The sequence below is a fragment of the Paucibacter sp. KBW04 genome (genome assembly GCF_003852425.1).
Classification (GTDB): Bacteria; Pseudomonadota; Gammaproteobacteria; order Burkholderiales; family Burkholderiaceae_C; genus Paucibacter_A.
The window spans coordinates 261,138-273,018 of sequence record NZ_QAJN01000002.1 but is presented as its reverse complement, the minus strand read 5'-3'; the positions used below and the strand labels follow the sequence as shown (position 1 = coordinate 273,018).

General features: G+C 62.6%; 12 protein-coding genes and 1 tRNA gene. 8 read left to right on the top strand and 5 right to left on the bottom strand.

Annotated features, from left to right (window positions below; translation table 11 throughout):
* Positions 1-22: 22 nt before the first annotated feature.
* Positions 23-1,690: a methyl-accepting chemotaxis protein gene (locus DBR47_RS04765; RefSeq protein ID WP_124447453.1), complete on the bottom strand. Its 1,668-nt coding sequence runs from the start codon at positions 1,688-1,690 to the stop codon at positions 23-25.
* A 330-nt stretch (positions 1,691-2,020) separates the two neighbouring features.
* Between DBR47_RS04765 and DBR47_RS04760 the strand changes: the two genes are divergently transcribed.
* Complete coding sequence (locus DBR47_RS04760) at positions 2,021-2,278, top strand: hypothetical protein (RefSeq protein WP_124447451.1); 258 nt, start codon at positions 2,021-2,023, stop codon at positions 2,276-2,278.
* 25 nt (positions 2,279-2,303) lie between these two features.
* Here the strand turns inward: DBR47_RS04760 and DBR47_RS04755 are convergent, their stop codons facing one another.
* The 3 genes from DBR47_RS04755 to ispB form a co-directional block, all read right to left on the bottom strand.
* A complete protein-coding gene (locus tag DBR47_RS04755; protein ID WP_124447449.1) occupies positions 2,304-2,906 on the bottom strand; it encodes a 2-hydroxychromene-2-carboxylate isomerase in 603 nt (200 codons plus the stop codon).
* Positions 2,907-3,025: 119 nt separating this feature from the next.
* Positions 3,026-3,102, bottom strand: a tRNA-Pro gene (locus DBR47_RS04750).
* Positions 3,103-3,175: 73 nt separating this feature from the next.
* The gene (ispB, locus tag DBR47_RS04745) at positions 3,176-4,105 is read right to left on the bottom strand and encodes an octaprenyl diphosphate synthase (RefSeq protein WP_124447726.1); all 930 of its coding nucleotides are present in this window, start codon (positions 4,103-4,105) and stop codon (positions 3,176-3,178) included.
* 371 nt (positions 4,106-4,476) lie between these two features.
* On the opposite strand from ispB, the gene rplU reads away from it, so the two are divergent.
* The 4 genes from rplU (at position 4,477) to proB (ending at position 7,507) form a co-directional block, all read left to right on the top strand.
* Positions 4,477-4,788, top strand: coding sequence for a 50S ribosomal protein L21 (rplU, locus tag DBR47_RS04740; protein ID WP_124447447.1), 312 nt, complete (start codon positions 4,477-4,479; stop codon positions 4,786-4,788).
* A gap of 46 nt (positions 4,789-4,834) precedes the next feature.
* The gene (gene rpmA / locus DBR47_RS04735) at positions 4,835-5,092 is read left to right on the top strand and encodes a 50S ribosomal protein L27 (protein WP_124447444.1); all 258 of its coding nucleotides are present in this window, start codon (positions 4,835-4,837) and stop codon (positions 5,090-5,092) included.
* 208 nt (positions 5,093-5,300) lie between these two features.
* Positions 5,301-6,389 (top strand): GTPase ObgE, encoded by a 1,089-nt coding sequence (obgE, locus tag DBR47_RS04730; protein ID WP_124447442.1) that lies wholly within the window; start codon positions 5,301-5,303, stop codon positions 6,387-6,389.
* Positions 6,386-7,507: a glutamate 5-kinase gene (gene proB / locus DBR47_RS04725; RefSeq protein WP_124447440.1), complete on the top strand. Its 1,122-nt coding sequence runs from the start codon at positions 6,386-6,388 to the stop codon at positions 7,505-7,507. The genes obgE and proB overlap by 4 nt, the downstream gene beginning before the upstream one ends.
* Positions 7,508-7,571: 64 nt before the next feature.
* Here proB and DBR47_RS04720 read toward each other — a convergent pair whose 3' ends face one another.
* Positions 7,572-8,231, bottom strand: coding sequence for an RNA pyrophosphohydrolase (locus tag DBR47_RS04720; RefSeq protein WP_124447438.1), 660 nt, complete (start codon positions 8,229-8,231; stop codon positions 7,572-7,574).
* Between the two features lie 144 nt (positions 8,232-8,375).
* Between DBR47_RS04720 and DBR47_RS04715 the strand changes: the two genes are divergently transcribed.
* The 3 genes from DBR47_RS04715 to DBR47_RS04705 are packed head-to-tail and all read left to right on the top strand — an operon-like array spanning position 8,376 to position 11,880.
* Positions 8,376-10,118, top strand: coding sequence for a proline--tRNA ligase (locus DBR47_RS04715; RefSeq protein WP_124447436.1), 1,743 nt, complete (start codon positions 8,376-8,378; stop codon positions 10,116-10,118).
* Between the two features lie 23 nt (positions 10,119-10,141).
* Positions 10,142-11,233, top strand: coding sequence for a DUF418 domain-containing protein (locus DBR47_RS04710; protein WP_124447434.1), 1,092 nt, complete (start codon positions 10,142-10,144; stop codon positions 11,231-11,233).
* On the top strand, positions 11,230-11,880 hold the full coding sequence (locus tag DBR47_RS04705; protein WP_124447432.1) for a lytic transglycosylase domain-containing protein: 651 nt from the start codon (positions 11,230-11,232) through the stop codon (positions 11,878-11,880). Before DBR47_RS04710 ends, DBR47_RS04705 begins: the two co-directional genes overlap by 4 nt.
* The last annotated feature ends 1 nt before the right edge of the window (position 11,881 follow it).

The window sequence follows — 11,881 nt, the reverse complement described above, 5'->3', positions numbered from 1 at the left end:
CGGCTTGCCGCCGGCGCTGGCCTCAGGGCAAGTTGAAGCGCTCGACCTGGCCGGCCAGCCCTTGGGCCTGGCGCTGCATGGCGGCGGCGGCGGCCACGGTTTCTTCGACCAGGGCGGCGTTTTGCTGGGTCATGCGGTCCAACTCGGCCACGGCCTGACCGATCTGGTTGATGCCCAGACTTTGCTCACGGGCGCCACCGGCGATCTCGTCCAGCACCTGGTCCACCTGCTGGGAGGCGCTGACGATGTCGGCCATGGTTTGGCCGGCGCGACGCACGATGGCCGAACCGGTCTCGACCTGCTCCACGCTGCTGCCGATCAGGCCCTTGATTTCCTTGGCCGCATCGGCGCTGCGCTGGGCCAGCATGCGCACCTCGCTGGCCACCACCGCAAAACCGCGCCCTTGTTCGCCGGCCCGGGCGGCTTCGACGGCGGCGTTCAGGGCCAGGATATTGGTCTGGAAGGCGATGGAGTCCACCGTACCGATGATCTCGCCGATGCGGGCCGAGGCACCGCGTATGCCGTCCATGGTCTGGGCCACTTCCTCGATCACACGAGCACCGTCGCGGGCCACATCGGCATTGCGGCGCGCCACCTGGGAGGCATCGGCGGTGAGGGCGGCCGACTGTTTGACGGTGGCGCTGATCTGCTCCATCGAGGCGGCCGATTCCTCCAGGTTCGCCGCGGCTTGTTCGGTCCGGGCCGACAGATCTTCTGCACCGTGGGTGATCTCGCTGCTGGAGTGCAGGATCTTGTGGCTGGAGGCCCGCACCCCGCGCACCATCTCGCGCAGCGAGCCCTGCATCTCGCTGAGCTCATGCATCAGCTGGGAGATTTCATCGCGCCCCCAGGGCTTGGGTGTGGTGGTCAGATCGCCGCTGCTCATGGCCTGCAGATGGCGGCGGGTTTCCACCAGGCCGCCGTTCATGACGCGGTAAAAGCTCAGGAAGAGATAGCCGGTGCCCAGCAGCACAAAGGCCGCGATCCCCGCCGACAACTCCACCCGGCGCAAGGTGGCTGCGCGCAAATCGTCGATATAGATGCCAGTGCCCACGATCCAGCCCCAGGGCTCAAAGCCTTGCACATAGGAGAGTTTGTCCACCGGCTTGTCGCTGCCCGGCTTGGGCCATTGGTAGGCCACAAAGCCCTTGCCCGACTCCTTGACCTTGGCGACGAAGGCGTTGAAGAGGGCGAAACCATTGGGATCTTTGTTGTTCGACAAATCCTTGCCATCCAGCTCGGGCTTGGTCGGGTGCATGACCATGCGAGGCTGCATATCGTTGATCCAGTAGTACTCGCGCTCGTTGTAGCGCAGCTTGGCAATCTCTTGCTTGGCCAGAGTCTGGGCCTGCTCGCGGCTTAGCTTGCCATCGGTTTCCTGGGTATAGGCCCAGCTCAGAATGCCGTGCGCCACTTCCACATGCTGGCGGGTGGCGTCCATGCGGGACTGCATGGCTTGCTCGCTGAGCGCTTGCAAAAGCCAGATCATCAAGGCCAGCATCGGCAACATAAAGCCCAGGCAGATCACGCTGGCCTTGGCCTTGAAGCCCATGTTTCTGAAGACCCGCACACCCGGGGCCCACAGGCCATGATGGCTGAAATAGCCTTCGCCCTTGGCGGCTTTGAAACGGGTGAATTCTTCGGGCACCTTGAAGGGCTGCGGCAGGCCCAGTGGCTGACTGAAAGACATAGCTCTAACTCCTCACAGATCTCGCGCTGTTCTCTTGCAGTCGTCGAGATGCTCCCCGTGAGTGGGGCTATCGGTCAGAGGCGTCCGTGACGTGAAGGCTATTTGTGCGTAGATCGCGCAAAGACGAGGGCCGCGTGGCAAATTCGACAGAGCCCTCGGATTCCTGCGGCCCAGAGCCCCCCAAGCTTAGGGGGCTCATCGTGCTTGGTGCGCAGCTGGCAAGACCTGACCCCCGGTGCCTGGGATGTACGTTGCATGGGCTTGTGCGCTGCGTGTGCGCCTTGCTCGGCCCCAGCCCTTACAGTAAGCGCCCGATAACAGGAGTTCAACATGGCCAGCACGCCCCCCAACAACAACGCCAAAGGCAACGTTTCAGGCAAGATCGACGTCAAGCATCTCGCCTCCGACAGCGGCGTTGCCGTCGAGGCCTACGATACCTACGACACCGACGAAGAAACGCTGGCCGCCGCCCACCGCTTTGCCGCCGGCCTGCTCAAGCGGGTGGCGCAGATCTGCGAGGCTCAGCCGGGCAAGACCTTGGATGCAGCCGCACTGCGCAGCCTGGCCGCTGGCCTGCTGCCCAAGTAAGGGCAGCGGCCAGTCTTAGTTCGCCTTAATAGGGGCCGTTGGCCAGCCAGCGCTCCAACTGAGGCAGGCGGTCATTGCCCCAGAAACGCTCGCCCTCGACGATGAAGAAGGGGGAGCCGAAGACGCCGCGGGCTTCTGCCATATCGACCTCGGCCTTCAGGCGTGCGCGGCTGGCGGAGGCGCTGCTGGCCTCGTGGAAGTCTTCCTCCGAGACGCCCAGCTCAAGAGCGATCTCTTGCAGCACCTCGGTCGCCGCGATATTGCGGTCATCGACGAAGTAAGCTTGCAGCACACGTTGCGCAAAGCCTCGGCCTTGCTCGGGGCTGCGGTCGTTCACCCAGTGGAAGATGCGCGCCGCTTGCTCGGTGTGCAGGCCCAGGGTGGAGGGCGTCTTGTAGCGAATGCCCTCGTAAGCGGCCAGGCGTTCGGCGTCGCGCTTGATGTACTCGCTGCGCATCACGCTGCTGGGGATGCGGATGCGCTCCAGCGAGGTGAAATTGGCGTCCAGCACGATGGCATGCCAGTTGACGGCGCGGCCGTGCCGCTCGGCGATCTTGTCGATCGCGGCGGAGGCGATATAGCCGTAGGGCGAGGCAAAGTCGAAGTAGAAATCAATCGGCGCAGACATGCTGGGGGCTCCATCAGTTTGGCGCGGATTGTAGGGGCGGCCAGCTTTGCTGCGCTGCTTGCAAACTCAAATGCAAAGAGCCCAAGTGAAGGACTCACTTGGGCTCTTTGTTTTTTGTTTGGTCGGGGTGAGAGGATTCGAACCTCCGGCCTCTACGTCCCGAACGTAGCGCTCTACCAGGCTAAGCTACACCCCGATTTTTTGTGTGTCCGATGGGCTCGGCGGAAGCGCCGGCTCGAACTCTTCAGTCAAGCTGGTGATGGATCTTCTTAGAAGGACCGCTCAACCGACTGAGCCGCAAATTCTAGCAGAGATTCACGCCACTTATTGGCAGGCAGCAGCTTCAGGCAATCTTTTGCCAACTTGGCCTCGGCTCTTGCGGCCTCGCGAGTGGCTTCGAGCGCGCCGGTGGAGCGCACGATGTCGACGATCTCGCTGAGCTTTTCTTGCTCGCCATGTTCGATGGCGTGGCGCAGCAGCGCGCGCTGCTCGGGTGTGCTGCGTTCCATGGCGATCAGCAGGGGCAATGTGGTCTTGCCTTCGCGCAAATCGTCGCCCACGTTCTTGCCCAGAGCGGCGCTATCGCCTTCGTAGTCCAGCACATCGTCGATCAGCTGGAAGGCGGTGCCCAGGGCGCGGCCATAACCGGCGCAGGCTTCTTCCACCTCCGGGCTGGCCTCGGCCAGCACCGCGCCCAGGCGCGCGCTGGCTTCAAACAGCTTGGCGGTCTTGTAGCGGATGACGCGCAAATAGCTTTCGACCGTGATGTCCGGATCGTGCATATTCATCAGCTGCAGGACTTCACCTTCGGCGATCACATTGGTCGCCTCGGCCAAGACGTCTAGCACCCGCATGCGGTTCACCGACACCATCATCTGGAAGGCGCGCGAATAGAGGAAGTCGCCCACCAGCACGCTGGCGGCATTGCCGAACAAGGCATTGGCGGTCTTCTTGCCGCGGCGCATCGAGGACTCGTCCACCACGTCGTCGTGTAGCAAGGTGGCGGTGTGGATGAATTCCACCACGGCGGCCAGCTCAAAGCGGCCAGGCTTGTCGTAGCCCAGGGCATTGGCGAACAGCAACACCAACTTGGGACGCATGCGCTTGCCACCGGCGTGCACGATATAACCCGCGATCTGATTGATCAGCGCGACGTCCGAGCTCAGGCGCTGGGCAATCACGGCATCCACTTCCAGCATTTCTGCTGCCAGGGTGGTGAGTGCCTCGCTCAGGGCGGGACGGGTGGAGGGGGACGAAGCAGACGCAGCGTGCACTCTCGGCTCTCATTGGGACGAAAGTGTGATTATAGGAACAGCGGGGAGGGCGTTTCCCAGGCTGCGCTGCTTTGTCGGCGCGGCCCGTCGCTCCAGGCCGGGTCTTGGCAATCTTGCTTGCGAGTTGCGCAATCCGTGCTACACTCGCGGGCTCTGCTACTTTTAAGGTTGCAGGGTATAGGTCTGGGTGCAAGGGATTCGAGTGCGTGGTTTGAGGGCTTGCTTTTTCGGGAGCGGTACTTCACCGGCGAGCTTTGAGTCCCGAGTGACAGATAGGTTTAATTGAAAGGGCTGATATGTACGCGGTCATAAAAACCGGCGGTAAGCAATACAAAGTTGCTGCCGGCGAAAAGATCAAGATAGAACAGATTGCTGCGGATGTTGGCCAAGAGATTGTGATCGACCAAATTTTGGCTGTCGGCAACGGCGCTGAATTGAAGGTTGGCACTCCCTTGGTTGCGGGCGCAAGCGTTTCCGCCACAGTTGTGGCTCACGGTAGGCACGACAAAGTGCGCATCTTCAAGCTGCGCCGTCGTAAGCACTACAAGAAGAGTCAGGGCCACCGCCAGAACTTCACCGAGCTGTTGATCAGCACGGTGAACGGCTGAGCCAAGCCTGTCTCCCTTCTTCGCTAACAGTTCAAGGAGCTAATCCATGGCACAGAAAAAGGGCGGCGGTTCCACACGGAACGGCCGCGACTCCAAACCTAAGATGCTCGGTGTGAAGGCCTTCGGCGGCCAGACCATCTCTGCAGGTTCCATCATCGTGCGCCAGCGCGGTACCAAGTTCCATCCCGGCACCAATGTCGGCATCGGCAAGGACCACACGCTGTTCGCTCTGGTCGACGGCCAAGTGTCGTTCGCCATCAAGGGTGAGAAGAGCCGCCAAACCGTGTTCGTCACCCCTGTCTAATTTTTAGACGAGCGACGACACTTATCGCCGATGGGGGCAGTAGCCGCCCGCCGGCGACCCAAAGCCCCGGCTCGCCGGGGCTTTTGCTTTTTGCGGCTGACATCGGCAGCAGCGGGTTCCGTAGACTCGGCTTGCTCTAAAATTAGGCATTGGCCCAGCGCCAGTCCCTGCAGCCGCTTTCAAAGCGAACAAGGCTTAGAACAAATATATGAAGTTCATCGACGAAGCCACCATCGATATCGTGGCCGGCAATGGTGGCGCCGGCTGTGCGAGCTTTCGCCGCGAGAAATTCATCCCCTTCGGTGGACCCGACGGCGGTGACGGCGGACGTGGCGGCAGCGTGTTTGCCGTCGGTGACGTCAATCTCAACACCTTGATCGACTACCGCTATGCGCGCCGCCACGAGGCTCGCAACGGTGAGGCGGGTCGTGGTTCGGACCAATACGGCGCGGCCTCGGATGACATCATCCTGCGCATGCCGGTGGGCACCATCATTCGTGACCTGGAAACCGATACCGTGATCGCCGAATTGCTGGAACCAGGCGAGAAGGTCTTGTTGGCCAAGGGCGGCGACGGTGGTTTCGGCAACTTGCATTTCAAGACCAGTACCAACCGCGCCCCGCGTCAGAAGACGCCCGGCTGGCCCGGCGAGGCCAAGAAGGTCAAGCTGGAACTGCGCGTGCTGGCCGATGTGGGCCTGTTGGGTCAGCCCAATGCGGGCAAGTCCACGCTGATCACGGCCGTGTCCAATGCGCGCCCCAAGATCGCCGACTATCCCTTCACGACGCTTTACCCGAATCTGGGTGTGGTGCGCGTGGGCCCAGAGAAGAGCTTTGTGGTCGCCGACATCCCCGGCCTGATCGAAGGCGCGGCCGAAGGTGCGGGCTTAGGCCATCAGTTCCTGCGTCATTTGCAGCGCACCCGTTTGCTCTTGCACGTCGTGGACCTGGCGCCTTTTGACCCGGCAGTCGATCCTGTTGCTGAGGCCAAGGCCATCGTGGCCGAGCTGAAGAAGTACGACGAGGCTTTGTACGACAAGCCGCGCTGGTTGGTGCTCAACAAGCTGGACATGGTGCCCGAGGACGAGCGCGCCAAGCGCGTCAAGGACTTCATCAAGCGCTACAAGTGGAAGGGCCCGGTCTTCGAGATCTCCGCCCTGACCCGCGATGGCTGCCAAGGCTTGGTGCATGCCATTTATGACCATGTGGCCTCGGCTCAGCGCGTCATTGTGGAAGTGGATCCGCGCTTCCCCGAGGGCAAGCCCGCTTCGGCCACGGCTGAAGACGACGCGGTATGAGCGGCGCGCTGAAAGGCGCGCGGCGCATCGTCGTAAAAGTAGGCTCCAGCCTGGTGACCAATGAAGGTCGCGGGGTGGATGCCGAGGCCATCGGAAACTGGTGCCGCCAATTGGCGGCATTAGCGGCCGAAGGTCGTGAAGTGGTCATGGTGTCCAGCGGCGCGATTGCCGAGGGCATGAAGCGCCTGGGCTGGACCAGCCGCCCCAAGGAACTGCATGAGTTGCAGGCCGCGGCGGCCGTGGGCCAGATGGGCTTGGCCCAGATGTATGAAACCAAGCTGCGGGAGCAGGGCATGGGTAGCGCGCAAGTGCTGCTGACCCATGCGGACTTGGCCGATCGAGAGCGCTACCTCAATGCGCGCTCCACCTTGCTGACCCTGCTGCAACACCGCGTGCTGCCGGTCATCAACGAGAACGACACCGTCGTCAACGACGAAATCAAGTTCGGTGACAACGACACCTTGGGCGCCCTGGTAGCCAATTTGGTGGAAGCCGACGCCTTGATCATCTTGACCGATCAGCGCGGCCTTTACTCGGCCGACCCGCGCAAGGACCCGCAAGCTCGCTTCATCGCCGAAGCCCAGGCCGGTACGCCGGAGCTGGAGCAGATGGCCGGTGGGGCAGGCTCATCCCTCGGGCGCGGCGGCATGATCACCAAGATCCTGGCGGCCAAGCGTGCGGCGGGTAGCGGTGCTAACACCGTGATCGCCTGGGGTCGTGAGCCCGATGTGCTCTTGCGTTTGGCGGCCGGCGAGGCGATAGGTACGGCCTTGCTGGCCACAACCCCGAAGCTGGCTGCACGCAAGCAATGGATGGCCGACCATCTGCAGCTGCGCGGAGCGGTGGTGGTGGACGCCGGTGCGTCGGCCAAGCTGCAGGGCGAGGGCAAGAGCTTGTTGTCCATCGGTGTGCAAGAGGTGCAGGGCGATTTCCGGCGTGGCGATGTGATCGCGGTGCGTGACGCAGCCGGCTTGGAGCTGGCGCGGGGCCTGACGAATTACTCCAGCGCCGAGGCGCGCCTGATCGCCCGCAAGCCTTCCAGCGAGATCGAACGGGTGCTGGGCTATGTGGCCGAGCATGAGTTGATCCATCGCGACAATCTGATCTTGCTTGGCTGATCCAAGCCTCAGCGAAATGAAAAAAGCCGACCCCTGGGTCGGCTTTTTGCTTGCAACAAAGCGTTCAGTCTTGCGACTCAGCGATCCCGCTGCCGGGCTCTTGCAGCGGCAGTGGCGCATCCCCGCTGTCGGGCGCTAAGCCGGCTTGACGATGCCGCGGTCTTTCGGCGTTACTGGCATCTCCCGCCCTTTGCCCGCCTCCGCCATGGTGCGGGCGCATGCCCGAGCGCAGATAGCGGTTGTGCTGGTTGATGCGCGGCAGGTAGCGGGCCAGCTCGGTCAGCGCGTTCTCGTAGACGCCGCGCTTGAACTCGATGACCGCGTCCAGAGGCACCCAGTACTCGTTCCAGCGCCAAGCGTCGAACTCGGGGTGATTGGTGGCGCGCAGATTCATGTCCGAGTCGCGGCCCATCAGCTGCAACAAGAACCAGATCTGCTTTTGGCCACGGTAATGGCCACGGGCATCGCGCCTTATGAAGTGATCGGGCACCTCATAACGCAGCCAATCGCGGGTGCGCGCAATGATGCGCACATGGTCGGGCACAAGCCCCACTTCTTCGTGGAGCTCGCGATACATCGCCTGCTCAGGCGTTTCGCCATAATTGATGCCCCCTTGCGGGAACTGCCAAGAATGAGTGCGGATGCGTTTGCCCCAAAACACTTCATTCCGGTGGTTGAGCAGGATGATGCCGACGTTGGGGCGGAACCCTTCACGGTCGAGCATAATCAACCTCGAATCTATAGTTGGTTTGATTATTGCATTGGGATGCCACCCCGGCATCGTCCTCGCTTACCCTGACCCCACCCTTTCCATACCCCTGGGTTTTGCTGTGTTCAGCCAAGCCTTTTTGCCGAGTCCCGCGCCGCCATGAAAGCCAGCCAGTTTTTCGTTTCCACGCTCAAAGAAGCCCCTGCCGACGCCGAAGTTGTCAGCCACAAGCTGATGATGCGAGCCGGCATGATCAAGCGCCTGGGTGCCGGCATCTACAACTACATGCCCATGGGCTTGCGCGTGATCCGCAAGGTGGAGGCCATCATCCGCGAGGAGATGAATCGCGCCGGCGCGGTGGAACTGCTGATGCCCGTGGTGCAGCCGGCCGAGCTGTGGCAGGAAACCGGTCGCTTCGACAAGATGGGGCCGGAGCTCTTGCGGGTGAAGGACCGCCATGGCCGCGATTTCATCATCCAGCCCACGTCTGAAGAGGTGATGACCGACATCGCCCGCCAGGAACTGCGCAGCTACAAGCAACTGCCCAAGAATTTCTATCACATCCAGACCAAGTTCCGTGACGAGCGTCGCCCACGCTTCGGCATCATGCGCGGCCGCGAGTTCACCATGAAGGACGCCTACTCCTTCGACCGTGATGTGGCCACCGCGACGGTGAGCTACCAGAATATGTACGCGGCCTACCAGCGCATCTTCGGCCGCTTCGGTCTGGAGTTCCGCGCCGTGGCGGCCGACACCGGCGCCATCGGGGGCGAGCTCTCGCATGAGTTCCAGGTCATCGCCGACACCGGCGAAGACGCCATCGTCTACTGCCCCACGAGTGACTACGCCGCCAATATCGAATTGGCTGAAGGCGTGGCGCTATTGCCTGCCCGTGCCGCGGCGACGCAAGACCTGACCCTGACCGCCACGCCCGCTAAGAGCACTTGCGAAGACGTGGCGGCGCTGTTGGGCCTGCCGCTGACGCAGACGGTGAAGTCCCTGGTGCTGGCCAGTGATGAGTTGGACAAGGACGGTGCCATCGTCAAGTCCACCATCTGGCTGCTGCTGCTGCGCGGCGATCACGATCTGAACGAGGTCAAGGCCGGCAAGATCGAGGGCTTGAAGAACGGCTTCCGCTTCGCCACCGTGGCCGAGATCGAAGACCATTTCGGCAGCAAGCCCGGCTATCTGGGCCCGATCAAGCTGCTCAAACCCGTCAAGGTGGTGGCCGACCGGACGGTCGCGCTGATGAGCGATTTCGTCTGCGGCGCCAATCAGGCCGACTTCCACTTCACCGGCGCCAACTGGGGTCGTGACCTGCCCGAGGCCGATCTGGTGGCTGACATCCGCAATGTGGTCGCCGGTGACCCCTCGCCCGACGGCAAGGGCGTGCTGGCCATCCAGCGCGGCATCGAGGTGGGCCATGTCTTCCTCTTGGGCACCAAGTACTCCAAGGACATGAACGCCACCTTCCTGGACGAAAACGGCAAGCCTCAGCATATGGTGATGGGCTGCTACGGCATCGGCGTGACCCGCATCCTGGGTGCAGCCATCGAGCAGAACCACGACGAGCGCGGCATCATCTGGCCCGAGGCCATCGCGCCCTTCACCGTGGTCGTTTGCCCCATCGGAATGGATCGCAGCGAAGAGGTCAAGCTCGCCGCGCAGCAGCTGCATGATGACTTGCAAGCCCTGGGCGTGGATGTCTTGCTGGATGATCGCGGCGAGCGCCCCGGCGCCATGTTTGCCGACTGGGAGTTGGTGGGCGTGCCGCATCGCGTGGTGATCTCAGACCGCGGTCTGAAAGAAGGCCAGGTCGAGTACCAGGGCCGCCGTGACAGCGCAGCCACCAAGCTGGGCTTGGCCGAGGTGCTGGATCTGCTCAAGACCAAGCTGGCGTGAGCTGGCAGCGGCCCGCGCCGCCCATGCAAAGAGAGTTGGCCGTCGACGGCCTGCGGGCCCTGGCCTTGTTGGCGGTGATCGCGGTGAATTGGGTGGGCTATACCAGCCTGCCCGAGGCCGGTCCCCTGGGGCCGGCCCAAGCTACCTCCTCGTGGCTGGCCCAGCTCAGCCTGGCCCTGGTGGCCGTCTTGCTGGCGGGCAAGGGCATCAGCTTGCTGGCTTTTTTGTTTGGCTACAGCCAGGGCTTGTCGCGCCGCGCGCGAGGGCGGGATGCTTTGGCGCATCGGCGCCTGCGCATGCGCCGTCTGCTGGCCCTGGGCCTGCTGCACGGCGTGTTCATCTATATGGGCGACGTCCTCACCCTGTACGCCATCAGCGGGCTCTTGATACTCAGCTGGTCGGGCCTGCGCCTGCGTCAGCTGTGGCGTCGCATGATGATGTTGCTGGGGCTTGAATTGTTGCTGAGCCTGGCGATCGCGGTCTGGCTGCTGCAGGGTGGCTGGGTCGAGAAATCGGACGAGCTGCGTTCTCTGACTCAAGCCACGAACGGGTGGGCTTGGATCCGACTCAACGGTGGCAACTTTATTGCTGGCGTGCTGGGTCAGCTGCTGCTGGCCTTGCCGTTTTTCACTGGCCTGATGACGGCAGGCTTGATCGCTGCCCGTCTGCGCTTGTTCAGCCACCGCCGCTGGCGCGCCAGCTTGCAGCGCTGGGCCAGCCGTTGGCTGTGGCCAGGCTTGGTCTTGAATCTGGTCTGGGGCTTGACGCTGTGGCAGGCTTTGCGCAGCCAAAATGAGCGGCTGGAGCAGCTGTGCTGGTCGGTTTACATCTGGTTTGCGCTGGCCTTGTTGGCCGGCTTGGTGCCCAGGCTGGTGCTGGCCGCACAGCGCGGTTCGCGCTTGATGCTGCAGCTGGCACCCGCAGGCCCTCACACGCTGAGCATTTATATCGGCAGCTCCCTGCTGAGTTTGCTGCTCTTCAGTGGCTTGGGCCTCAGCCTGCCTTTCGGTACGGCGGCCCTGTTGGGTCTGAGCTTGCTGTATTGGAGCTTGTGGATAAGTTGGGCGCCCCGTATCAAGATTCGCTTGCCGCTGGAGGCTTGGCTGTCACGATGACAAAGCATTTGAAGAATGAGTTGACGCCGGCAGCGGTGTTACGCCGCAGTCTGCTCATGGCGGCGGGGGCCGGTTTCTTGCTGCCTCGCCCGGCCCAGGCCGGCGCCCAGGTCGAGGAGCCTTTGGTCGACTCCGTTCGCTCGGCTCTGAGCGCCTCCATCGCCAATAGCGCGCCGCCCAAGCCCAGCTTCGCCGATGTGGAGCAGCGTCTGGCCTATCTGCGCTGGTTGGGTGTGATGAGTGAAAAACTCAAGCGCCGCAAGAGTGAGACGCAGACCCGCATCGAGTTTCTGGAGACGGTCTGGTACGAATCCATGCGAGCGGGCTTGGAGCCCAGCCTGGTGCTGGGTTTGATTCAGGTGGAGAGCGGCTTCCGCAAATACGCAATCAGCTCGGCCGGTGCGCGTGGCTATATGCAGGTGATGCCTTTCTGGGCCAAATTGATCGGCGATGGCCAGGCCTCACGCCTCTTCCATATGCAGACCAATCTGCGCTTTGGCTGCGTCATCCTGCGCCACTATCTGGACCGGGAGAAGGGCAATATGTTTCTGACCCTGGGCCGCTATAACGGCAGCCGGGGTCGGGCGGAATACCCCAACGCCGTGTTTGCCTGCCGCAAACAATGGTTGATGGACGGCGAGAAGTAAG

Coding starts and splice junctions, on each gene's coding strand:
- DBR47_RS04765 (WP_124447453.1), bottom strand. CDS start 1,690: ATGTCTTTCAGTCAGCCACTGGGCCTGCCGCAGCCCTTCAAGGTGCCC.
- DBR47_RS04760 (WP_124447451.1), top strand. CDS start 2,021: ATGGCCAGCACGCCCCCCAACAACAACGCCAAAGGCAACGTTTCAGGC.
- DBR47_RS04755 (WP_124447449.1), bottom strand. CDS start 2,906: ATGTCTGCGCCGATTGATTTCTACTTCGACTTTGCCTCGCCCTACGGC.
- ispB (WP_124447726.1), bottom strand. CDS start 4,105: ATGCTGGAAGTGGATGCCGTGATTGCCCAGCGCCTGAGCTCGGACGTC.
- rplU (WP_124447447.1), top strand. CDS start 4,477: ATGTACGCGGTCATAAAAACCGGCGGTAAGCAATACAAAGTTGCTGCC.
- rpmA (WP_124447444.1), top strand. CDS start 4,835: ATGGCACAGAAAAAGGGCGGCGGTTCCACACGGAACGGCCGCGACTCC.
- obgE (WP_124447442.1), top strand. CDS start 5,301: ATGAAGTTCATCGACGAAGCCACCATCGATATCGTGGCCGGCAATGGT.
- proB (WP_124447440.1), top strand. CDS start 6,386: ATGAGCGGCGCGCTGAAAGGCGCGCGGCGCATCGTCGTAAAAGTAGGC.
- DBR47_RS04720 (WP_124447438.1), bottom strand. CDS start 8,231: ATGCTCGACCGTGAAGGGTTCCGCCCCAACGTCGGCATCATCCTGCTC.
- DBR47_RS04715 (WP_124447436.1), top strand. CDS start 8,376: ATGAAAGCCAGCCAGTTTTTCGTTTCCACGCTCAAAGAAGCCCCTGCC.
- DBR47_RS04710 (WP_124447434.1), top strand. CDS start 10,142: ATGCAAAGAGAGTTGGCCGTCGACGGCCTGCGGGCCCTGGCCTTGTTG.
- DBR47_RS04705 (WP_124447432.1), top strand. CDS start 11,230: ATGACAAAGCATTTGAAGAATGAGTTGACGCCGGCAGCGGTGTTACGC.